The sequence below is a fragment of the Selenihalanaerobacter shriftii genome, assembly GCF_900167185.1.
GTDB classification, from domain to species: Bacteria; Bacillota; Halanaerobiia; order Halobacteroidales; family Acetohalobiaceae; genus Selenihalanaerobacter; species Selenihalanaerobacter shriftii.
On sequence record NZ_FUWM01000004.1, the window covers coordinates 71,494 to 96,116 of the forward strand.

Consider the following 24,623-nt stretch of genomic DNA (forward strand, 5'->3'; position numbering starts at 1 on the left):
TATAAGGGGTTTATATAATAAGGGTAAGGATTAATAAATTATATAAAGGGGAGGAGGCTATTAATTACCAGCCACCACGCATCATACCGGGTCCATATCTACCTCGCATGCCTGGTCCATAACCGCCCATCATACCTGGACCACCGCAAGGCATTCCAGATCCTCTATAGCCTGGATTACCATAGCCCGCATTACTATACTCTTTCATAGCTTCTAATCTGTTTAACATATAATCTGCTTGCTTTTGAGTAATAGCTCCTTGATCTAACTGTTGTTGGATATATTCCTTTTGAGCTTCATATTGTGCTTCATAGTCTCCATTTCCATTACCAAACCAACCGCCAAAGCCATAAGCCATAGCCATTGTTCCTAAAGAAAATACCAATGCTAGTGCTAACACTACTATTATTGTCTTCTTCATCTATATCACTCCTTTCTCATTTTATTTACCCTTCCGGGGTAAGCTATCTAACTCTTAATTATATTGTATAAGGAGAATATGAAAATATAATGAAGAAAATATGAAAAGTATATGAAATAACTCCTAAGGGGTACTTAGGATAAAATTATGCAGATTATTAATAACAACTTTTAATTATATGAATATAATATTTTAAAAGTTATAAAGGAGGTTATCAGAGTATGGGCAATGTTAAACAAGATAAACTTGAATTAAATCAAGTTAATGAAGAAGTTATAATTCACCAACAACCAGATGAAGTACCTCGAACCAGCTTACCACAAATTGGAGCACCGGCACCTGAATTTACAGCTATGTCTACCTTTGGTGAAGTATCACTGAGTGATTATAGAGGAGATTGGCTAGTCCTTTTTGCTCATCCCGGCGACTTTACTCCTGTCTGAACGACTGAATTTATTGCCTTTGCAGAGGCATACGATGAGTTTCAAGAGTTAGATGCTGAATTACTCGGCTTAAGCGTTGGTTCTATACCAACTCACCTAGCTTGGGTAGAAGATATTTATGAAAATACTGGAGTAAAAATCCCTTTTCCAGTTATTGCAGATGTTAATATGAGAATATCTGAACTTTATGGAATGATTTCTGAAGCAGAAAGTGCTACTTCTACTGTAAGACCAGTATTTATTATTGACCCTCAAGGCATATTACGAGCTATTATCTACTATCCTTTAGAATTAGGTAGATCCATTCCAGAAATACTAAGAGCAGTCAAAGGTCTCCAAACAGCAGACCGCTATGAAGCAGGTATACCTGCTAATTGGCAGCCTGGAGAACCTGTTGTTTTACCACCACCTTCAACTTATGATCAGCTTAGAGATAGAGTAGAAAATCCACCACCAGGTGTAGACTGTCTAACTTGGTATCTGTGTTACAGAGACCTTAATAATAGGAATAATAATAGAAGTAGAAATAGAAGTAGAGAGTAAATATGATTCACAGCTAAAAAAGCTCCATAAATATGGAGCTTTTTACTCTTTTAGATTTTGAATTTTTATTATCTTCTGATTTAATATGTATTAAATTAGTATTAGTAAAGTTTTATTTTGACTATATATTAAAATCTATAATTAATATTTAACCCTTTTAATTTATACAATATATAATTCTATCTTTACTTCCTAATCTTCTTACCTGAATATGTAAATTGATCTCGGTCCATATCCACATAATTTCCTCTTATATCATCTTCCTTGATTATACCTATTTTATTCCCACAATTCTTACAGAATAATTTATTATCTTTAATTTCTCCATCATATATTCTTTTAATTTTACTTTCCCAACATCTCAATACTTTTCCCTTACCTATCTTTTTATACTTAATTATCTTTGATTTACATTTGCCACATTTTATAGTTAAAATTAAAATCACCTCACTACTAAGGTCATACTTCTAAATTAAAATAATAACACTTACCCTTTAATCCGATTACATGGGTTTGGACAGTCTTTACATAATCTCTTATTACTCTTTAATTTAGACTCTCCTTTTATTTTTTTGATTAAATCCATCGCTTTCTTTATATCTGTTTCATCTCCTTTAATAGCCAAGGTTACTGCTCCATTCGAGTCTCCTATTCCCCCTGCAGCTATCTGTATCGCCTCTACTCCAAATAATATTTCTAAAGTTTCTAACTCAGTAATAATCTTTCCATAAGTCACTGGAATTAATCCCGTCTTCATTCCTAATGAATAATCAACTTTATCTATGCCAACCATTTTACTGGCCACTTCAACTGATGATATCCTCTTCTCTAAACCAACTGGTATGAGCAAAGATGATCCTCTAGCAACCAATATCCCTAACGCTCTTCCGATCGTTCCACCTTTTCGCTCTCCTGCTAACACTCCTGCTACTCCTTTATCATCAAAAGCATTAGCACCTTTAATAAAAATATCTTTATCAGTAAAATGTTCCATAAATTCAAGCCAATTCTGATCAGTTCTTTTCCCATTTTGTAAAGTAACAGGATTAATTCTCTTATTACTAGGAGTAACACAAGCAGCGCCTTTATCAACAATCCCTGCAGTATAATTTTCTTTTTCAAATTCATCTTCCACTAATTCCTCTGCTATATAACCGTTAGTAGTACCTCCAGCTATTATAACTTTACTACCATTCATAGCTTGTTGTACTTCTGATAGTTCTGCAATTCCTTTAGCAATTAATCGTTTTGATTCTGGTACTTTTAATGTAAATGTAGCTAACATTGATCTCCCTCCCAATATATAATGATATACCAATATTTTGTTCTATTCATTATATATAACTTATCAATAAATTGCAAAAAATTATAATAGATAGGGTAATTAATCTTCAATAACAATTTATTACTTATAATAACTATACTAACGCTAGTATAAAAATTTCTAACTTAGAAAAAATAAAAAAGATATATCAAAATAAATGGGAGGTGATTATAATGTCTAACATTAAATGTGCGATAGAAGAATGTCAATACAATGAAAGTGACTTATGCCAAGCTTCTACAATTCAAGTAAAAGCAGGAATGCAAGATCATGTAATCAGCACTTCGGATGACACTACATGCAAAACTTTCACCCCTAAAACAAATTTAAGTTAAATAATAATTATTCAAAGACTCCTGGTTTATTGCCAGGAGTCTCAACCTATAATCTTCATAATTTTTTTAATTTATAAATAGCAAATAAAATTGGTGGTAAAATTAATACATACATTATAGCAAAATAATTAGCTATACTACTATATTCAAAAACTTGCACAATATTTTGTGGAACTAACCCTAAAAAGTAAGGTGGAACCAAAGCCAAAGCAATTAAGAATTTTGGTTCTTTAAATTTTAATAAATTGGCTAAACCTAATCCTGCACCTACATAAACTGTAATCATAGTAGTAGTAAAACCTATTATAAACCACATAGCTACAAATGCTGAAATTAATCTTTCCGCAAAAGGTAATTGTATTTCTCGTATTAATGTCAAAGTAGGAAAAAGCATATTCTCTAATGGTGCTGCTCCAAAATATGATATGGCTAATATTATTGTTAATGAATATAATGCTATTACAAATACAATTGCTAATGAACTAATTTTAAAACATTCTTCTTTAGCTTTTTTATTTAATAATGGAAATATTATATATATGATTTCAACACCAATTAATGCAAATAAACCTGGTCCAAAGATAGCTTGTTTAAATAATTTTGTAATTGGAGTAGTATATAATATAGGTCTTAGTCTGCCATAATCCATATTGCCTCCTACTATATGTCCTCCTAACAAAAAAAGGAAAATTATTAATCCTGCAGGGGTTATTAATTGATTTAATCTAGCTATTGGTTCAATTCCATGTCTAGCAATATATAATAATAATGCTAATACAGTTACATAAATTATCTCTGTTGGAGTTCTTTCCAATAATAAAGGTTTAAGACCAAGAGCAAAAATAGGTAATACTGCACTTGTAATTAATAAGAAATAAATAAGTAAGCCTAAAGACAACAATTTCCCTATGAATTTACCGACAATCTTATCAATATAATCGATAAAAGTATCTTCAGGAAATGCTTGTCCAAGCTTAACTATGAAATACGTATCAATTATTACAATGGTACCTCCGATTAAGGGAACAATCCAACCATCTTGACTAACTCCTTTAATAGCAGTTCGAGGTAAAGTAACAATTCCAACCCCTATTAATACTCCAACTACTAACATGAACAATTGATATCTATCTATTCTATCATTAGTAATATCTAACATACTAACCTCCAATTTCATATCTATTATTACTTTATTATTAGTTATATTAAACAGTTATATTCTAAAACTATTATCTAGTTTATCCATTAACCACTATAAGTCATATATAATTGCCTTCCTCCTAAGTTCTATTTTTTAAATACCCTCCAGCATTTCTGTTTCTCTAGATAAATCTAATTCCAGAACTTTATCTACTATATTTTCATGTATATTAAATTGGTAATTGTTAACAACTATTTTCTATATTAAAAAGGTATTTAGCTATATTGTATATAAGTATAAACTAAAACCATAAAGATATTTATCATATTAAATTACAATAAATATGGAGGAAAATCAATGCGATTAATTAATGTGAAAAAATTAAAATCAGACATGGTATTAGCCAAACCAATAGTAATAAATGATAGAACATTATTAAACACAGGCCATAAAAACTTAGATAAATACAAAAATAAATTACTGAATTTTGGAATTAATCATGTTTATATTGATGATGAGTACTCAAAGGATATTGAAATTAATAATGTTATTTCTGATAAAACAAGAAACAAAAGCAAAAAAGCTATTAAAAGTGCAATGTCTAAAGTATCATTAAATAAGAAGTTTAATAGCGAAGAAATTAAAGATAATATTCGTTGTATGACAGAAGAAATAACAAATGACAACAGTATATTAACTAACTTAACAGATATTAAAACAATCGATGATTATACATTTGCACATTCAATAAATGTTAGTGTCATATCTTTAATGATTGGAAAAGCACTTCAATATAATCAAGATGAATTAGAAAAACTAGGTATTGGTGCTATATTACATGATATCGGCAAAGTGGCAATTTCTAAATCTATTTTAACAAAACCAGGAAAAATCACAGATGAAGAATTTAATCAAATAAAAAAACATCCAAAGCTTGGATATGATAAGTTAGGAGAATATTATGATATTACAGCTAGATCAAGAGTTGCAGTTTTAAGTCATCATGAAAGAATAGACGGCAGTGGTTATCCAAACAACAGAGAAGGCAATGATATATATGAATTCGCTCGGATTGTTGCTGTTGCAGATGTTTTTGATGCTTTAACTAGTCATAGATGTTATCGCAATAGATGGCCCGTTCATAAAGCAACTGATTTCATCATAGCGCAAACTAATACTCATTTTGATAAGAAAATTGTTGAAGCATTTTTAAGAAATGTTGCAATATACCCTAATGGAACTATTGTCTTATTAAGCAATGGTGAAAAAGGTATAGTTACTAGCCAGAATGGATCTTTTCCTCAAAGACCTAATATTAAAGTATTTAAAAATAAAGTTGGAAAAAATTGTTCTAAAAAAATAAACTTAATGGAAAAGTTAAATATAACCATAATTGAAACAGAGGAATAAAAAAATATTTTTCACAACTAATACTTAAAAACGTTTAATCTAATACTTATAATAATACTGTGATCAATATAGTAATTATAGTAAGTTGACTAGCAAAGATTAAACAACCAACTAATAATGCTTTAGGTCCTTGCTTAATTAAACTAGAAATTCTAATCTTTAATCCAATTCCAGCCATGGCAATAGTCAATAATATCTTACTTAAATCTTTTAAATACTTAACAACTGTTCCAGGTAGAATCTGTAATGTACCAATTATACTTAAAATAAAAAAGCCAATAATAAATGAGGGAATTTTAGCTTTACCTTTAGCTTCAGTCTTTTCATTCCCCATAAATAAGCTTAAAAATAATACCACTGGCCCTAATACTAAAATTCTTCCCATCTTAACAATAGTAGCTATCTTACCTACTGCATCACTTACAGAGAAACCAGCTGCAACCACTTGACCTGTAGCCTGTAGAGTACTACCAATCATCAATCCACTAGTCAGTTCATCCAACTTTAAAACGTAAGTTGTTATAAAAGGTAAAATAAATATCCCAAAAGTCCCTAATAAATTAACTACACTTACAGAAAGTCCAATCTCTTCTTCATCTTCACTTACAATAGGCGCTGCAGCTGCAATAGCTGAAGAACCACAGATTCCATTTCCTACTCCTAATAATAAACTAAATGATTTCGAAAGCCCTAATAATCTTCCTAATATAAAACCTATACTTACTGTACTAATAACCATAGTAACAATGATTAAAATTGATGAAAAACCTAACTGACTTAATACATCTAACTCTAATTTAAGCCCCATTAACATAATAGCTACAGCTAAAAGCTTTTTTTCAGCATATCTAATCCCTAAGTCATACTTATCATCTAATTTAAAAATATTTCCAATTATGAAGCCTAAAATAATCGCTAAAGTAACCCCACCTAAATTGGGAATCCAATTAGACAGATACCTTCCTAACATACCAATAATAACTGCTAAGACTAATCCTGGAGTTTTATCTTTAAAATTTACCATATTCTCTAGTCATCCTCTCTTATTAGGTATCTATCTATATTTTACTACTTATCACTACATTAGTAAAATAATATGATTTTATTAAGTATATAAGTAAATAGTTATGTATAGTATAAAAAAGACCTTTCTGTTAAGAAAGGCCTCCATTTAATACATTTCTTACTTATACATTTCAAAATAATCATTAACTGTTGGGAACTTACCTAACACAGCTGCCATAGCTGCTACATGAGCACTACCTAAATAAGTTTGAGAATCAGCTGGGCCGATTCGGGACTGATAATTACGAGTTGTAGTCGTTAAAGCAGTTGCACCAGAACCGATTCGACGCTTATTACCCATACATAATCCACAACCAGGCATAGTAATTGTTGCACCTGCAGCAGTCAACTTAGCTAAACTGCCATCCTGAGCTAACTCATTATAAATATCTCTGGAAGCTGGACAGACTACAAAGTTAACTTCATGTGGAACATGATGTCCTTCTACAATTCTAGCTGCTGCTCTAATACTTTCTAAGTCTCCTCCTACACAGCTACCGATAAAGACTTCATCTAACTCAGTACCAGCTACCTCTGCTAACGGGGCTACATTATCAGGATGATGCGGTTTAGCTACCAACGGTTCATCCACTTCACCTAATGGAATTTCAATTGTAGCTGCATATTCAGCCCCCTTATCAGCCTTTGGTAATACTGGATCTGATAAAAACTCTTCTATAGTATTAATAGTATCCTTAACCGATGGAGACTCCTCAACATCTGGTCGTGACTTTAAATATTCTAAGTTATCTTTAATAGTCTCTAAAGTAGTCTGATCAGATGGTACTGTACCTGCAGAAGCACTTCTTTCTGCTACAGCATTTGTTAATATATATCTTTCATTAGAATTTAAAAATTCTACACCTTCCATTTCAATGATTCGTCCATTATATATATCTTTACCTATAGTCTTTTCCGCATAAAGAACCAAAGTAGAAACTAAGTCCCGAGCTGTAATTCCTTCCTTCGGTTCTCCTTTAAAGACTACCCTTACTGACTCATCCATAGTTAAGTCCTGTTTACCATACTTCATAGCCCCAGCTACAATGTCCGATGCAGCAGGAAAAGAGACTCCTCTAGGAGTTCTAGTATGTGAATCTCCACCTACAACTACATCTGCAGGCAGTATAAAACGATTACCGATAGTATGGATAATACCTTCACCTGGTTCTAAGCAGACTCCACCCCGTTCAGTTACAAATTCATCAATAAACTTATGTCTATTTCTGTCTTCACTAGATGGACATTCACCTGTATGACAAAGTGATTGTACTACTGCTTCAGCCCCAAAATCTCCACCAGCCATAGATTGATATTCATCAAGAGTCATTGGGCCTGTCGTGTCTTGAGAATAAACAGCTCTAACTGCTACTGTAGCTGTCTCGCCTGGTAGAATAGTCTCTTTCCCATCTAATCTATTTAACCCTACAATTTTTTGTGCTAAAGTTTGCGGTGGATTTTCATCTTCTTGCTTAGCTCCTACTGGTAATTTGTTTTCATCAAAATCTATATTATTCTCTTTACAATATTGGGCAGCCCATTCTTGTAGTTCATTACCTGCATCAAAGTAAGTCATTCCTCCAGCAGCTATTTTATTTAATTTAAATTGAATCGGTAATTTAATATCTAATTCTTCTTCATCATTAATAATTAATTTTTCATTAGCTACATCTACTCTCAATTGATCTCCCTCTTTGATCGGATCGGTGTCACATTCAACCGGTAAGATACCAGAAGCCACTAATGAATTCTTAAAGATTGGGGCAAAGCTTTTTGCTACTACTACGCCGCCGGCTTTCATTTCTGGCTCACCTGTAACCGGTTCACCTAATACTTGTAACATAGTATAAGTAGCCGATTTTCGCGAAGAACCTTCTCCCAAAGCTGCACCTGCTACAAAGATAATATTATCATCTTCAATCTTTAATTCTTCTAAACGCTCTAAAAAATCTTCCTCATCTTCTCTACCATCCATAATAAATTGAGCGTGGCGTGGGTGATCTGTTCTACTATCAGCATTCTTAGAAGGACTTAAATGTCCAGTAGTAATATTGTTTCCTACTTTAATTGTAATTCCTTCATATATATCTTCTAAATCCCAACCTTGAGCAAACTTTCGTTCTGCCCAACTTTTAATAATATCTCGAGCTGCTTCATTATTAACAGCTAACTGGGCAACTTCTTTAAATTCAGACTCATTTACTAATACTGTTCCCTCTAAAACATCAGTCACTTTTTTAACAAATAAGTCTTCTGTTAATATATCTATTAGCTCAATAGTAGCTGCGCCACCTTTCATTTCTGCTAATAAATCTAAAGCTTCTTCTGGACTTAAATATTCTGATTCAAGCTCCCCTTTAACAACTTTAGCTAATCCTTTAGCTTTTTGATAAGAAGAAGGGAAAGTACCTCTTTTTACTTCTTCAGAAATTAACCTCAAAATTAACTCGTCCACTTGCTCTGTTTCAAAAACAATAAATTCTTCTTGATTTAAATTTCCAATTTCTAATCCAGCCATTAATCCTTCAACTTCTTTAGCTGTTAATGGTCTCGGTGGTAAATCATATGTCCTCTTTCTCTCTATTGCTTTCATTTTATAATTTTCTAAGATCTCGATTAGCTCAACTTTCTTCATACCTTATTACTCTCCTCCTCATGTACTATATTCATGTTATAATTATACATTACTTATTGAACTTTTACAAACCAAAAATAATATATAAAAGCCCGCCTTGTTTTTAAGACGGGCTTTTATAGTTATTAGAAAAATCAATAGTTAAATTTTAAGTATAATTAATTGGTAATAAATATATTGAACTTATTATCATTCTGCTTTATCTCTACTATCTCATAATTAGTTTCTTGACACCAAGACTTGATATCATTTCTAAAGTCTGGACCATCAACCACCACTTCTAAAATATCATCTTCTTTCAACTCTTTTGCCTTTTTCTCTAACTTCTTACCTATATCTAAACACTGCTCTCCACAAAGATTTAAAGTAATAATATCACCTACAGGTTCTCCAGTCTCATCAGTAACAATTTGACCATGTTCTACTTTATCTTTTAAACCACTTTCAGACCTTGCTTCTTTATCTTGATGAATCTCTGTATAAAGTCTATATCCTCCACTTAGATTTTTTACCTTATCAAACCCATTCTGTAATAAAATCCGAGACGCTATATAGGAACGTAACCCACTTCCACAATAAAGAATTAACTCTTTATCTTTAGGTAATTCATCTAATCTATTTCGAAATTCACTAAGAGGAATATTTATACTATTTTCAATACCTGCCATATCTTCAATAGACCCCATTCTATTCTCTGACGCTGACCTAGTATCTACTAATAGTTTGTCCTGCCAATCCAACTCATCTAACTCCCACCAATGGATAATATCTGTTATTTCTTTAAGAAGGTTACCAGCAACAAAACCAGCCATATTTACTGGATCTTTAGCTGAAGAATATGGCGGTGCATATGCTAACTCTAATTCTTGCAAGTCAAATACTGTCTTCTTAAATCTAAGTACTGTCGCTAAAACATCAATTCTTTTATCTACACCATCTAAACCAACAATCTGTGCTCCTAGTAATTCACCATCTTCTGGCTTAAATAAAACCTTTACAAACATTCTTAATCCGCCAGGATAATAACCAGCATGAGAACGAGAAATTGTAATAGAGGCTTGATAATCAATGCCTTCCTGTTGTAAACTCTCTTCATTCTTCCCAGTCGAAGCCACAGTACAATCAAAGACTTTCGCCACTGAACTACCTTGTGTTCCTGTAAACTTCTCTTTACGTCCTGCTAAATTATTAGCTACTATTCTACCTTGTTTATTAGCTGGTCCTGCCAAAGGTATATGAGTCCTATTTCCAGTAACATAATCTTTAACCTCAATAGCATCACCTAAAGCATATATATTCTCATCAGAGGTCTTCATATATTCATCAACTAAAATAGCACCGGTTTCACCTAACTCTAAATCTGCTTTTTCAGCTAATTCTACATTCGGCTTAACTCCAATGGCCATAATAATCATATCAGCGTCTAACTGCTTACCACTTTCTAAAACAACATCAGTCACATTACCTTTATCTTCAAAAGATTTTACTCCATCTTCTAAATAGAGTTTGATTCCTTGCTCTCGCATATGATTATGAAGAATAGATGCCATATCATAATCAATAGGTCCCATTACCTGGTCAGCTGCTTCTACTAAAGAAACATCTAAACCTTGATCATGTAAATTTTCTACCATTTCTATTCCAATGAATCCACCGCCAATTACTACGGCTTTCTCTGGATTTTTCTCATCTAAATACCCCTTAATCTCATCTGTATCTGGAATATTACGCAAAGTAAAAATCCGCTCATCCTCAATCCCTGGAATAGGTGGTTTGATCGGTTCTGCTCCTGGAGATAAAACCAGGTAATCATAATCCTCGACGTACTCTTCGTTATTAGTTAAATCTTTCACTTTAATCTCCTGTTTATTAGGATTAATATCAATTACTTCATTCTCTACTCTAACATCTATATTGAACCTATTTCCCATCTTCTTTGGAGTCTGTACTAATAATTTATCTCTTTTTTCAATGGTACCACCAATATAATATGGTAGTCCACAATTAGCAAAAGAGATATATTCTCCTCTTTCAAACATAATGATTTCTGCATCTTCATCCATTCTTCGTAGTCTAGCAGCTGTACTTGCTCCACCAGCTACACCACCAACTATTAATATTTTATTACTCATACATTCTTCCTCCTTTTCCATACTATAAATCATATCTTAAAATTTATTATTTACCATTTAAATAATATTATTATTCAAATAATGATTCTATTATTCTTTTAGCATCTTCATTAACTACTGAATAATTAACTTGAACCCCTTCTCTTTCACCCTTTATAATTCCTGCGCTCCTTAATTTAGCCAAATGTTGTGAAACTGTAGACTGTGGCATCTCCATACAATTTTGCAAATTAGAAACATTACTGCTTCCTATATTCAATAATCCCTTTACAATACATAATCTTGCTGGATGAGATAAAGCCTTTAAAATTTTTGTCTTCCTTTTCAACTCCTCCATATTAACCTTAATCTCTTGATATTTTGCCACTGATTCCCCTCCTAGCTTAATTCATATTATTATATAATAAACTCATTTTAATTAATCCCTTTATCTAAATATTAAAATATTTACATGCTTTTGTCAAGATTAATAAGATATATTTTCCATTAAACATATTTAAATTAATATATAATTAGGTCGTCCCCATTAATTGAGAACGACCTAAGTTTAAGGTGATAAACTATTTACTCTTTAGATAAACAAGTTCATATTTGAACCTTCAGCTTCATTAAGATAAGTTGCAACTCCTCCTAGGTCTACACCATCAATTAATTCTTCTTTTTTAATTCCTAATACATCCATAGACATTTGGCAAGCTACTAAATTAACTCCTGATAATTTAGCTTGACCAATTAATGCTTCTAAAGAATCTACATTCTTATTTTCCATTACTTTTCTCATCATTTTACGTCCCATACCCATCATATTCATCTTAGAAAGCCCTAATCTTTTACTTCCTCGTGGCATCATAGAACTGAACATTTTATCCATAAATCCTTTTTCTACATCTACATATTCATCTTTTCGTAGTACATTCAAGCCCCAAAAAGTGAAGAACATCGTTACCTCTTTGCCCATAGAAGCGGCACCATTAGCAATAATGAACGAAGCCAATACTCTATCTAAATCATCACTAAAGACTACCATTGTTTTATTATCTCCTACAGCCTTACCTAAGGATTCAGCTACTTCATTCTTCTCTCCTGCTTCTCCACCTTTTTTAATGAAAGCAATGAATTTATTTCCTTCTGTATCTAACTTTAATAAAGTATTACCTGTTGACTCACACCATGATTCAATGTCAGCACTGAAAGCTGGGTCAGTAGCTGATGCTTCTAAAATATCACCAGGATCTAATTCCTCCATTTTACGATAGACCTGCATAATCGGTCCTGGACATTGTAATCCACAAGCATCCACTTTAAATGTCTCTACATCACCTAAAGGTTCACCTGTCTCATCAGTTTCTATATCTCCATTCTCTCTAGCGATTAACTCATCTTTTCCTCTTTCCACATGCTCATTTTTTTGTTGCGATTCCTTCCCTTTAGTAGCCGAACCACTAGCAGAACCTGTAACATTACTAGGGTCATCTTTTCTAAACTCTTTGTCTTTTTGCACTTGTTTATATAATCGATAGCCACCACTTAAATTTCGTATGTCCTTAAATCCATTCTGTAATAAAATTCGAGTTGCTATATAGCCTCGTAAGCCTACTTGACAATATACAATAATTTCTTTGTCCTTTGGAATCTCATTTAATCTATCTCTTAAATCATTTAATGGAATATTTGTTGAACCATCAATTGCTCCTAAGTCATTCTCAACTTCTGTTCTAATATCCAACAAAAATGTATTATTTTCATCTAACTCATCTATTTCTGACCAATGAATAATATCCATTTCTCCATTAAGAATATTACCAGCAGTAAAACCAGCCATATTTACTGGATCTTTAGCCGAAGAATAAGGTGGAGCATATGCTAACTCTAATTCTTGTAAGTCAAATACTGTCTTTTTGAATCTAAGTGCTGTCGCTAAAACATCAATTCTCTTATCTACACCGTCTCGACCAACAATCTGTGCTCCTAATACTTCACCATCTTCTGGCTTAAATAAAATCTTTACGGTCATTGGAATAGCACCTGGATAATAACCTGCATGAGATTTAGACATTGTAAATGAAACTTCATAATCAATTCCTTCTTGTTCTAAGCTCTTTTCATTCTTCCCAGTCGAAGCCACAGTTAAATCAAAAATTTTAGCTACTGAGCTACCTTGCGTTCCTGTAAATTTATCTTTACGACCAGTTAAGTTATTAGCCACTATTCTACCTTGTTTATTAGCCGGTCCTGCTAGAGGAATATGAGTCTTATTTCCAGTTACATAATCTTTAACCTCAACAGCATCACCTAAAGCATATATATTTTCCTCTGATGTCTTCATATATTCATCAACTAAAATAGCACCAGTCTCACCTAGTTCTAAGCCCGCTTTTTTGGCTAATTCTACACTTGGTTTAACTCCAATAGCCATAATAATCATATCTGCTTCTAATTCTTTACCACTTTCTAAAATGACATCAGTCATATTATCGTTATCTTCAAAAGCCTTTACTCCATCTTCTAAGTAAAGCTTAACTTCTTTTTGACGCATATGATTATGAAGAATAGATGCCATTTCATAATCAATAGGTCCCATTACCTGGTCAGCTGCTTCTACTAAAGAAACATCTAAACCTTGATCATGTAAATTTTCCACCATTTCTAGGCCAATGAATCCACCACCAATTACTACTGCTTTCTCTGGATTCTTATCATCTAAATACTTTTTAATTGCATCTGTGTCTGGAATATTACGCAATGTGAAAATCCGCTCATTCTCAATCCCTGGAATAGATGGTTTAATCGGTTCAGCCCCTGGAGATAAGACCAAATAATCATAATCCTCGACATACTCTTCATCATTAGATAAATCTTTCACTTTAATTTCCTGTTCACTAGGATTAATATCAATTACTTCATTCTTTACTTTAATATCTATATTAAATCTAGCCCCCATCTTATCTGGAGTCTGTACTAATAATTTATCTCGTTCCTCAATAGTTCCCCCAATGTAATATGGTAATCCACAATTAGCAAAAGAGATATATTCTCCTCTTTCAAACATAATGATTTCTGCATCTTCATCCATTCTTCGTAGTCTAGCCGCTGTACTTGCTCCACCGGCTACACCACCAATTATTAATATCTTGTTAGACATTCTTCTGCCTCCTCTAAATTAACGAATTTAGTATAGTATAGGTCAATGAATTATAAAATTAATTATTTAATTATCTAAATCACTTATTAAAATAAAGCTTTAATTATTCATTTCCTCCCAATCCCTTTATATATTTATATATTATAATACTTAAATCTATTTGTCAAGATTTAAGTATCCATGTCGAAAAACTTTTTTACTTCTCTCCCTCTAACTTAGAGATAAGTGACTTAGGCAAACCTGCCTTACCATCTAAGAATTCAATCCCTAATAAGCGTCCTTCTCCATCAAAATCTAGAACTTTATCTTCAACTTTAATTGAATACTCCACTTCTCCTTCACAAATTTCTGCTAAATAAATATACCCTAAATCAGCTTCTTGATCATAAGTAACTTTTACTTTAAATTCTATTTCCATCATTATTAAGTTGCCTCCTAAATAAAAAAATATTATTTAAAACTTAAAAAAGGTCTAGGAATATCTTCCCAGACCTTTATATTACCTAATATTTAATTTTTCATTAATAACTACTTTAAGTATAATATTATATTATACTTACATTAGTTGCTTGTAGTCCTCGATCCCCATCTACTACATCAAACTCTACTTGTTGTCCTTCTTCTAAAGACTTAAATCCATCAGCTTCAATAGCTGAATAATGTACAAAAACATCATCTTCATCTGGTACTTCAATAAATCCATACCCTTTTTCATTACTAAACCACTTAACTGTTCCTGTTTTCATAAAACTTAATTCCTCCTAATTCTTTACCCTTACTGGGCATCTTTATATTTTATATAATGCAATCTTAGTGTACACATTATAAAATATAGTTATACATGCATAACTTAAGAATTTTTAACTATTTTGGCTACCGATTCAATATGATAGGTCTGGGGAAACATATCAACCGGCTGGATTACTTCTACTTTATAATCATCAGCAGTTAAAAACTTTAAATCTCTAGCTAAACTACTTGGATTACACGAAACATAGATAATCTTTTCAGGAGCTAATTCTAAAAATGCCTCTAAAACCTCTTGATGACATCCTTTTCGCGGGGGATCAACCACTACTACTTCTGGAGCTAAACCTTCTGCTCTCAATTTAGGTAAAACTTCTCTTACTTTACCTACTTCAAAATTACAATTATCTATTTGATTTAATTTAGCATTCTCTTTAGCATCTTTAATAGCTTGACTAACAACTTCAATGCCATATACTTCCTTAGCATCTTGAGCTAAATATAGTGAAATCGAACCTATTCCACAATAAGCATCAACTACCCTTTCTTCTTCAGTTAAATCTGCATACTTTAATACTTGGTCATAAAGTCTTTTAGCCTGTAAAGTATTAACTTGAAAGAAAGACTCAGCAGATATCTTATATCTAATATTACCTATGTAATCTATTATTTTATTTTTTCCTGCTAATAAACAAGTCTTATCTCCTAAAATAACATTAGTCTTTTGTTGATTAATATTTTGTTGAATACTAATTAATTCAGAAATCTCAGACATTAACTTCTGACTTATCTCCTGCTCATAAGGTAATCTGTCTCCATTTGTTACAAATACCAACATAGCTTGATTAGTACAGACTCCTACTCTTACAACTAAATGTCTTAATAATCCTTTATTAGTCTTTTCATTATAAATAGTAATCTCATAATCCTCAATTAATTCAATACTCTTCTTAATTATTCTATTTATCAACTGATGTTGAATCAAACATTCACTCATATCAATAATCTGATGACTACCTGCAGCATAAAAGCCAGTTATCACCTCTTCATCTTTTAACCCTAAAGGAAACTGGGCCTTATTTCGATAAAAATAAGGATTCTCCATCCCTATTACTGGTTTAATCTGCACCTCCTGTAAGTGCCCAATCCTTTCTACGGCATCCCTAACTATCTCTTGCTTATATTCTAATTGAGCTGGATAATTAATATGTTGTAGTTGACAACCACCACAAGCACTACTAACTTCACATTTTCCCGTTATTCTCTCATCAGCTGGCTCAATAATTTCAATAATCTTTGCTCGTGCATAATTTTTCTTAACTTTTGTAATTTCTATCTTAACCTTCTCTCCAGGAACCCCTTCTGAAATAAAAATAGCAAAACCATCTTTTCTACCTACTACATCACCACCATAAGCTAAATTTTCTAGTTCAATTATTACTTGTTCGCCTATTTTAACTGGTTTAGATTTGGACACTACCTACCCTCTCCTTTATTCTATTCCTAATTCTTCAAATAAATCTAGAGCATTCTTACCTAAAATTTTTACCCGTTCCATTAAACTTAAATCTAACTTTGATAACTGTCTCATCTCTTGTAAAGGGGATTTAATTGGAAAGTCTGATCCAAATAAAACCTTATCTATACCATGTCCTTTAATTATTTCTGTTGCTTCACTTGAAGATAAGAAGTCTAAAGCACTAGAAGTGTCAATATAAATATCTTTTCCAAATAGATATTTTTTAACCTCATTCCACATTTGATAACCACCTAAATGAGCAGCAATCACCCTTAAATCAGGAAAATCTTTTATAACCTGAGCAATCTTTTTAGGTGTACTATAATCACCATCTGGATCATCCACATCATCACCAACATGGAATAGGACTAAAAAATCACTTCCAATAGCTTCATAAATATCATATGCCTCTTCCGACAGAATATCAAACTGTTGAAAATCAGGATGTAACTTGATACCTTTAATTCCTGTTTCTTTAAGCCGAGCTAATTCTGACTTATAGCCTATAAACCTAGGATGAATCGTTCCAAACTTAATTAAATTATCATTATCGATCTGTAGTAACCAATTATTTACTGTTTTTACCTGTGCTGGCACAATCGCTGCTGTATGTAAGACTGCTTTATATAAATTTGCTTCTTCAACTTTTTTTACTAAACTATCTAAAGTTGCTGTATTACTTATCTCTAATTTATAATGATTTTCTAACTGTTCTATAGCTTTATCAGCAATTTCTTCTGGAAAAGCATGAGTGTGAAAATCTATTACTTTCATCTCCTCGACTCCTCTCCTAGTTAACTTTATATTATTAAATCATAACATTTTTAATTCTGATAATAATTTAAGCCCATTCTTAGTTAAAATTCTCCACTTATCCTCTAAACTTAAATCTAAATTTAAAATATTATTTATTTCTTCTCTTGGTGCTTTCATAGGATAATCTGAACCAAATAAAATCTTTTCTACACCATGAGCTTCTATTAGCTCACTACCTCTTTCTAATGAAATATATTGAAAGACACTAGAAGTGTCTAAATAAATATCTTTACCAATAATATGTTTTTCTGCTTCATCCCACATCCTATATCCACCTAAATGGCCTGCTATTACTTCTAATTCTGGAAAATCTTTTATAACCTGAGCCATCTTTTTAGGAGTACTATAATTATCTTCAGTAGGGTAAACATCATCGCCTACATGAAAAAGGACCAAAAATTCATCTCCAATTATCTCATATAAGTCATACATCTTCTTATCTGTTAAATCAAATTTTTGAAAATCTGGATGAAGCTTTATCCCTCTTATCTTTAATTCTTTTAATCTGTCTAATTCCCTTCTTATTTCGGGATATTCTGGATGTATTGTCCCAAATTTTATTATCTTTGAAGAGCTTACGTTTGCAACCCAATTATTAACTGACTCTACCTGATTAGCATTAGTTGCAGAAGCATGTAAAATCATTCTATATACATTAGCCTGTTCTGCTCTTACTAAAAGGTTATCTAAAGTTCCAGTATTATTTATATTTAGATTATAATGTGTTTCTAGCTGCTCTATTGCCTTCGCTGCTACTTTTTTAGGAAAAGCATGAGCATGAAAATCAATTATTTGCATAATTAATTTCTCCCTTCTCAATCTCAAATAGATCTATAAAATACTAACCCACAAATTAAAGCTAGCACTATCTAATAATTATTAGATAGTGCTAGCATAATTTTCATATTATGTTACAATTAATTTATATTTGTAGTATATTTAGAGTTTGTCTATTATTGCTTCTGTGATTTCAGTTGTACTAGCTTGACCACCTAAATCTCCAGTTAATATTTCACCTTCAGCTAAAACTTCAGCTACAGCTTTTTCAACATTATCAGCAGCCTCAGTTTCTTCTAAATGACGTAACATCAAAACCCCAGATAATAATAGAGCAACCGGATTAGCTTTATTCTCCCCTGCTATATCTGGAGCACTACCATGCACCGCCTCAAAGACAGCTATCTCATCACCGAGATTAGCTCCAGGAGTTAGTCCTAAACCACCGATCAGTCCAGCACAGAGGTCTGAGACTACATCTCCATATAGGTTAGGAAGCACTAATACATCATACTTCTCTGGATATTGTACTAACTGCATACACATATTATCCACAATACGGTCATCAAATTCTACTTCTGGATAGTCTTCAGCTACTTCTCTAGCAACTTCTAAGAAAAGACCATCACTTAACTTCATAATATTGGCTTTATGCACAGCAGTTACTTTCTCGCGATTATGTTTTTTAGCATATTCAAAAGCAGCCTTAACAATCCGCTTTGAAGCCTTTCTAGTAACTACTTTAATACTTTCTGCTGCATCATCTCCAACCATATGCTCAATACCAGCATATAATCCTTCTGTATTTTCTCTAAAAACTACTAAATCAATATCTTTAAACTTAGTAGGCGCTCCTTCAAAAGCTTTAGCTGGACGCAAATTAGTATATAAATCTAACTTTTTTCTAATAGCCACATTAACACTTCTAAAACCACTTCCGACGGGAGTAGTAATTGGGCCTTTTAATGCTACCTTATTCTTACGAATAGTATCTAAAACCTCATCAGGTAATGGAGTTCCATATTCATCCATTACTCCTTCTCCAGCATTTATTTCTTCCCACTTAATCTCTACTCCAGCAGCTTTTATAATTTCTTGTACTGCTTTTGAAACTTCAGGTCCGATTCCATCCCCTGGAATCAATGTTACAGTATGCATTATAATTCCTCCTCGACTTATCAATAGGTTGTATGAAAATTAGGAAGTCTTTTCTTGCTTCCACTCTTCTCCTACTTCTTCTTTATAATCTTCATAAATATATATCAATTCTTTATCAAATAAAGCCCTCTTATACTGCACAGCAGACTCTCTGACTCGTGATAAAACCTCTTCTGCTTCTTTATCCGTTAATTTAATACCATACTCTCTAAATTTATTAACGATAGCCTTCTTCCCAGAGTGTTTACCGATAATAATTTGTCTTTCTAAACCTACCTCTTCCGGAGTAAATACTTCATAAGTAGATGCATTCTTTAATACTCCATCAGCATGAATTCCAGATTCATGAGCAAACATATTAGTACCCACGATTGCCTTCCATGCTGGCAAGTCCCGAGCAGATGCTCGAGCAACATATTCAGAAAGTTGTCTAAAGTCTTCAGTAGTAAACTCCATCTTTACATCATATAAGTATTTTAAAGCCATAACTACTTCTTCTAAAGCAGCGTTTCCGGCCCTTTCACCTAAACCATTAACTGTAACTCCAAGGTAATTTGCTCCTGCTCTAACTCCAGCTAAACCATTAGCTGCTGCTAAACCGAAGTCATTATGAGTATGCATCTCTATGTCTATACCTACTTCATCAATGATATATTTAACTCGGTCGTGAATATCGAATGGTTCCATAATTCCTACAGTGTCACAATATCTTAATCTATCTGCTCCTGCTTCTTTAGCCTCTTTGGCAAACTTAATTAAGAACTCTCTATCACTCCGTGAAGCATCCTCAGCATTAACTGATACATATAGGTTATTCTTTTTAGCAAATTCTACTGCTTTTACCATATTAGAAAGCACCCAGTCTTTATCCTGCTTTAACTTATGCTCAATATGAATATCTGAAGTAGAAATTGAAATAGCTACTGCGTCTGCTCCACAATCTAAAGAAGCCTTAACATCAGAAACTACTGCCCGATTCCACGCCATAATACTAGCATCTAGTTCAGCATTGACTATTGTTTTAATGGATTCTTTTTCATCTCCACCCATTACAGGAATTCCAGCCTCAATCTGATCTACACCAATTTGATCTAACAATTTAGCAATCCTAATTTTTTCTCGATTTGCAAATACAACACCTGCAGTCTGTTCTCCATCACGTAAAGTAGTATCAACTATTTTTATTCCTTCCATCTAATCACTCCTCTTCTCTTCTTCTTAATTACTATACATTAAAGTGTATAATATTACAAAGATGGTATAAAGAAAGACTCTAAAGTATAATCTTTAGAGTCAATTTAAAACAAATTATATAACTAATTTATTTTAGCTCTGTACTCTTTAATTTTCTACCCCCATCAATACCCATACTTAATACATCCTATAGCTATATTATACAATCTAACTGGCTTTTTGTCAACCCTTATTACCTTTCCTAAGACCATCTCCCAACTTACAAATAATAAAAGTATTATTTGTATCATGATTTTTTATCCTAAATTATAAATATTAAGATTTTTATATAAATACAAAATAACCCTCTTAATCGTTATAATTAAGAGGGCTAAAATAGAATTAATTTAATTTTTCTCTTAACATTTCATTTGTTAATTGAGGATCAGCTTTACCTCTAGTCTCTTTCATAATCTGACCTACTAAATAACCGATAGCTTGATCTTTTCCACCTTGATAATCAGCTACTGCATCAGGATTTTCCTCTATTACTTTATCAACAATATTTCCTAATTCATCTTCATTACTAATCTGCTTTAATCCTTTTTCTTCCACAATAGTATCAGGAGCTTTACCTGTATTGAACATTTCTTCAAATACAGTTTTAGCTATTTTACTTGATATAGTATCGTCATCTAATAGCTTTAACATATTTGCTAAACCATCTGGATCTACTTTAGCTTCATCTATTTCTATGTCTTCTTCATTTAATAAACGCATTAAGTCTCCCATAATCCAATTACTAACACTCTTTGGATCATCATGCTTTTCTACTGTAGCTTCAAAGAAATCAGCAACCGATTTAGAATCAATTAAAACTTCAGCATCATATTCTGGTAGCCCAAATTCTGCTACAAATCTCTTTCTACGAACTGCTGGTAATTCTGGAATAGTCTCAGCAATATCTTCTAACCAAGCTTTATCCACTTCCATCGGAACTAAATCTGGTTCCGGAAAGTAACGATAATCATGAGCTTCCTCTTTACCTCTCATTGAGAATGTCCTCTCCTGATTAGCATCCCACATTCTAGTCTCTTGGACTACTTCTTCTCCAGAATCTAAAACCTTCTCTTGCCGCTTAATCTCATACTTTAGACCTTTTTCTATAGCCTTAAAAGAGTTCATATTCTTTAATTCTGTCTTAGTTCCTAACTCTTTAGCACCTTTTGGTTTGATAGAAGCATTCGCATCACACCTTAAAGAACCTTCGGCCATATTACAATTAGAGACCTCTAAATATTCCAAAATACTTTTTAATTTCTTAAGGTAAGCAATAGCTTGAGCAGGTGAATGAATATCTGGTTCTGTTACAATCTCAATTAAAGGAGTCCCTACTCTATTATAATCAACTAAACTATCTCCTGAATCTGAATGTACTAACTTTCCAGCATCTTCTTCCATATGAATGCGATTAATGCTAATTCTGACTGCTTCCTCATTATTCTCAGTCTCTACATCTATATATCCATCTGTACATAAAGGTAAATCAAATTGGGAAACCTGGTATGCCTTTGGTAAATCAGGATAAAAATAATTTTTACGATCAAATTTACTAAAAGTAGCAATATCACAGTTTAAAGCTAAGCCTGCTTTAACTGCATAATCTACAGCTTTCTTATTTAAAACTGGTAATACTCCTGGCAAACCTAAACAGACTGGGCAAGTGTGCACATTAGGTTCTGCCCCAAATTCATTACTACAACTACAGAAAATCTTAGTATCTGTATCTAATTGGGCATGTACCTCTAACCCAATAGTAATATCATAATCTTCTAGCATTCTCTACACCTCCACAATTAAATTACAGTTCTGGCCGCTGTCGGTGAAAATCTGTATTCTGTTCAAAAGCATAAGCTACTTGAATTAATTTTTCTTCAGCAAAATGATTACCTAAGAATTGTAGTCCAATAGGTAAACCTTCACTATCAAATCCACAAGGAATTGAAATACCTGGAATTCCAGCTAGATTTGCTGGGATTGTACATAAATCAGACATATACATCTGTAATGGATCATCACTCTTCTCTCCAATCTTAAATGCTGTTGATGGAGAAGTTGGTGAAATTATAACATCATAATCTTCGAATACTTTTTCAAAATCATCCTTAATTAATGTTCTAACCTTCTGTGCCTTAAGATAATAAGCATCATAATATCCAGAACTTAGAGCATAAGTTCCTAGCATAATTCTACGCTTAACCTCATCTCCAAACCCTTCACTACGAGTCTTCTTAAACATATCAATTAATCCATCAGCATTTTCAGAGCGATAACCATATCTAACTCCGTCATAACGAGCTAAATTTGAACTAGCCTCTGCTGGTGCTATTAAATAATAAGTCGGCAAAGCATACTCTGTATGTGGTAAAGAAACTTCCTCACAAGTAGCTCCTAATTCCTCTAATTTTTCAATAGCTGCTTCTACTGCTTCCTTCACCTCAGCATCTATTCCCTCACCAAAGTATTCTTTAGGAATTCCAATCTTCATTTCAGATACATCATCGACTAAAGCTTCAGTAAAGTCCGGTACTTCTCTATCAACCGAAGTGGAATCATGTGGGCCATGACCACAAATATAATTTAAAGCTAAAGCACAATCCGTCACATCTTTAGAAAATGGTCCAATTTGGTCTAATGAAGAAGCAAAAGCTACTAATCCATATCTAGACACAAATCCATAAGTAGGTTTCATTCCTACTACACCACATAACGCAGCTGGCTGTCTAATTGAACCACCAGTATCAGACCCTAAAGAGATAAGGGCTTCTCCGGCAGCAACCGCTGCTGCTGACCCTCCACTAGAACCTCCTGGTACTCTCTCTAAATCCCAAGGATTCTTAGTAGTAAAGAAACCAGAGTTCTCAGTAGAAGAACCCATAGCAAATTCATCTAAATTCGTCTTGCCAATCATAATAGTATCAGCATTATCTAATTTTTCAACTACTGTTGCATTATAAGGCGGCTTAAAGTTATGTAAGATATTTGAAGAACAAGTAGTCTTTATTCCTTCAGTACACATATTATCTTTAATAGCTACTGGTATTCCTGCTAAAGGACTTATTTCTTCACCATTAGCAAGCATTTCATCTACCTTTTTAGCTTTGTCCAATGCTACTTCTTTAGTTAAAGTCATATAAGCTTGTACATCATCTTCTATTTCTTCAATTCGTTCATAAATAGCTTCTACTACCTCTTGTGCGCTTGCTTCACCAGCTTTTAACTTCTCATGCAATTCATGAGCAGTTAATTCATAAAATTTCATTCCAGTCCCTCCTTAACCGATTTACTCTCCAGTTTCTATAACCTTAGGTACTTTAAATGACCCATCTTTCTTTTCTGGAGCATTCTCTAAAGCAATATCCCGATCTAATGACTCTTCTACAACATCTTCTCTAAAAACATTCTTAATCGGCAAAGCATGAGCTGTTGGTTCAACACCTTCAGTATCCAACTCATTTAGCTTGTCCGCATAATCTAAAATATCATTTAATTGATCTGTCATTTTTTCTTCTTCTTCTGTTGATAATTCTAACCTAGCTAACATAGCTACCTTCTCTACTGTAGCCTGGTCAATCTTCATTAACTTCACCACCCTTTCATATATACATCTAGATACCTTTTATCATTATAACATAGCCTGGGAATTGAAGCAACAATCTCTAATAATGGTTAATATAAAGTTAGTATATACAGTTATAAAGGAAATAATTACAAATAAAATGGTCAACATACCCTAATCTCACAAGATATATTGACCATCTAATTATATATTATTGGCTTAT

The 24,623-nt window shown here is 32.7% G+C and carries 22 protein-coding genes; 3 read left to right on the forward strand and 19 right to left on the reverse strand.

The genetic code is table 11. The annotated features are described in order from the left end of the window. Positions 1-64 precede the first annotated feature (64 nt). The gene (locus B5D41_RS01740; RefSeq protein ID WP_078808881.1) at positions 65-421 is read right to left on the reverse strand and encodes a hypothetical protein; all 357 of its coding nucleotides are present in this window, start codon (positions 419-421) and stop codon (positions 65-67) included. 278 nt (positions 422-699) lie between these two features. Here B5D41_RS01740 and B5D41_RS01745 point away from each other — a divergent pair, with 278 nt between their 5' ends. Continuing rightward, positions 700-1,407 carry a peroxiredoxin gene (locus tag B5D41_RS01745; RefSeq protein WP_407695258.1) on the forward strand — a complete coding sequence of 236 codons (708 nt, stop codon included), beginning with the start codon at positions 700-702 and terminating at the stop codon, positions 1,405-1,407. Between the two features lie 185 nt (positions 1,408-1,592). On the opposite strand, the gene B5D41_RS01750 is transcribed toward B5D41_RS01745, so the two are convergent. Both B5D41_RS01750 and B5D41_RS01755 read right to left on the reverse strand, forming a co-directional pair. Further along, entirely contained in the window at positions 1,593-1,772 is a 180-nt protein-coding gene (locus B5D41_RS01750; protein ID WP_234983866.1) for a hypothetical protein, read from the reverse strand. A gap of 122 nt (positions 1,773-1,894) precedes the next feature. After that, complete coding sequence (locus tag B5D41_RS01755) at positions 1,895-2,692, reverse strand: hypothetical protein (protein WP_078808883.1); 798 nt, start codon at positions 2,690-2,692, stop codon at positions 1,895-1,897. 212 nt (positions 2,693-2,904) lie between these two features. Here B5D41_RS01755 and B5D41_RS01760 point away from each other — a divergent pair, with 212 nt between their 5' ends. Next, positions 2,905-3,066, forward strand: a complete 162-nt coding sequence (locus tag B5D41_RS01760; protein ID WP_078808884.1) for a DUF1540 domain-containing protein — start codon at positions 2,905-2,907, stop codon at positions 3,064-3,066. A 55-nt stretch (positions 3,067-3,121) separates the two neighbouring features. Here B5D41_RS01760 and B5D41_RS01765 read toward each other — a convergent pair whose 3' ends face one another. Continuing rightward, positions 3,122-4,225 carry a GerAB/ArcD/ProY family transporter gene (locus B5D41_RS01765; RefSeq protein WP_159442868.1) on the reverse strand — a complete coding sequence of 368 codons (1,104 nt, stop codon included), beginning with the start codon at positions 4,223-4,225 and terminating at the stop codon, positions 3,122-3,124. A 339-nt stretch (positions 4,226-4,564) separates the two neighbouring features. On the opposite strand from B5D41_RS01765, the gene B5D41_RS01770 reads away from it, so the two are divergent. Then, a complete protein-coding gene (locus B5D41_RS01770) occupies positions 4,565-5,617 on the forward strand; it encodes an HD-GYP domain-containing protein (RefSeq protein WP_078808886.1) in 1,053 nt (350 codons plus the stop codon). A gap of 46 nt (positions 5,618-5,663) precedes the next feature. Here B5D41_RS01770 and B5D41_RS01775 read toward each other — a convergent pair whose 3' ends face one another. The 15 genes from B5D41_RS01775 to gatC all read right to left on the reverse strand — a co-directional run bounded on the left by B5D41_RS01775 (position 5,664) and on the right by gatC (position 24,421). Beyond that, complete coding sequence (locus tag B5D41_RS01775) at positions 5,664-6,641, reverse strand: YeiH family protein (protein WP_078808887.1); 978 nt, start codon at positions 6,639-6,641, stop codon at positions 5,664-5,666. Between the two features lie 159 nt (positions 6,642-6,800). After that, positions 6,801-9,317, reverse strand: coding sequence for a bifunctional aconitate hydratase 2/2-methylisocitrate dehydratase (locus tag B5D41_RS01780; RefSeq protein ID WP_078808888.1), 2,517 nt, complete (start codon positions 9,315-9,317; stop codon positions 6,801-6,803). Positions 9,318-9,475: 158 nt separating this feature from the next. After that, positions 9,476-11,449, reverse strand: coding sequence for a CoA-disulfide reductase (locus B5D41_RS01785; protein WP_078808889.1), 1,974 nt, complete (start codon positions 11,447-11,449; stop codon positions 9,476-9,478). A gap of 70 nt (positions 11,450-11,519) precedes the next feature. Continuing rightward, the gene (locus B5D41_RS01790) at positions 11,520-11,786 is read right to left on the reverse strand and encodes an ArsR/SmtB family transcription factor (RefSeq protein WP_078809010.1); all 267 of its coding nucleotides are present in this window, start codon (positions 11,784-11,786) and stop codon (positions 11,520-11,522) included. Between the two features lie 234 nt (positions 11,787-12,020). Next, complete coding sequence (locus B5D41_RS01795) at positions 12,021-14,591, reverse strand: CoA-disulfide reductase (RefSeq protein WP_078808890.1); 2,571 nt, start codon at positions 14,589-14,591, stop codon at positions 12,021-12,023. 196 nt (positions 14,592-14,787) lie between these two features. Next, on the reverse strand, positions 14,788-15,012 hold the full coding sequence (locus tag B5D41_RS01800; RefSeq protein WP_078808891.1) for a DUF2283 domain-containing protein: 225 nt from the start codon (positions 15,010-15,012) through the stop codon (positions 14,788-14,790). Between the two features lie 124 nt (positions 15,013-15,136). Further along, a complete protein-coding gene (locus tag B5D41_RS01805; protein ID WP_078808892.1) occupies positions 15,137-15,337 on the reverse strand; it encodes a cold-shock protein in 201 nt (66 codons plus the stop codon). 104 nt (positions 15,338-15,441) lie between these two features. Further along, entirely contained in the window at positions 15,442-16,815 is a 1,374-nt protein-coding gene (gene rlmD, locus B5D41_RS01810; RefSeq protein ID WP_078808893.1) for a 23S rRNA (uracil(1939)-C(5))-methyltransferase RlmD, read from the reverse strand. 15 nt (positions 16,816-16,830) lie between these two features. Next, on the reverse strand, positions 16,831-17,631 hold the full coding sequence (locus tag B5D41_RS01815; RefSeq protein WP_078808894.1) for an amidohydrolase family protein: 801 nt from the start codon (positions 17,629-17,631) through the stop codon (positions 16,831-16,833). Between the two features lie 39 nt (positions 17,632-17,670). After that, complete coding sequence (locus B5D41_RS01820) at positions 17,671-18,471, reverse strand: amidohydrolase family protein (protein ID WP_078808895.1); 801 nt, start codon at positions 18,469-18,471, stop codon at positions 17,671-17,673. 141 nt (positions 18,472-18,612) lie between these two features. Continuing rightward, complete coding sequence (locus B5D41_RS01825) at positions 18,613-19,608, reverse strand: isocitrate dehydrogenase (NAD(+)) (RefSeq protein WP_200806394.1); 996 nt, start codon at positions 19,606-19,608, stop codon at positions 18,613-18,615. A gap of 39 nt (positions 19,609-19,647) precedes the next feature. Next, complete coding sequence (gene nifV, locus B5D41_RS01830) at positions 19,648-20,802, reverse strand: homocitrate synthase (protein WP_078808896.1); 1,155 nt, start codon at positions 20,800-20,802, stop codon at positions 19,648-19,650. A 381-nt stretch (positions 20,803-21,183) separates the two neighbouring features. Beyond that, a complete protein-coding gene (gene gatB, locus B5D41_RS01835) occupies positions 21,184-22,620 on the reverse strand; it encodes an Asp-tRNA(Asn)/Glu-tRNA(Gln) amidotransferase subunit GatB (RefSeq protein WP_078808897.1) in 1,437 nt (478 codons plus the stop codon). A 22-nt stretch (positions 22,621-22,642) separates the two neighbouring features. Next, a complete protein-coding gene (gatA, locus tag B5D41_RS01840) occupies positions 22,643-24,103 on the reverse strand; it encodes an Asp-tRNA(Asn)/Glu-tRNA(Gln) amidotransferase subunit GatA (RefSeq protein WP_078808898.1) in 1,461 nt (486 codons plus the stop codon). A 21-nt stretch (positions 24,104-24,124) separates the two neighbouring features. Further along, the gene (gatC, locus tag B5D41_RS01845) at positions 24,125-24,421 is read right to left on the reverse strand and encodes an Asp-tRNA(Asn)/Glu-tRNA(Gln) amidotransferase subunit GatC (protein WP_078808899.1); all 297 of its coding nucleotides are present in this window, start codon (positions 24,419-24,421) and stop codon (positions 24,125-24,127) included. Positions 24,422-24,623: the final 202 nt, after the last annotated feature.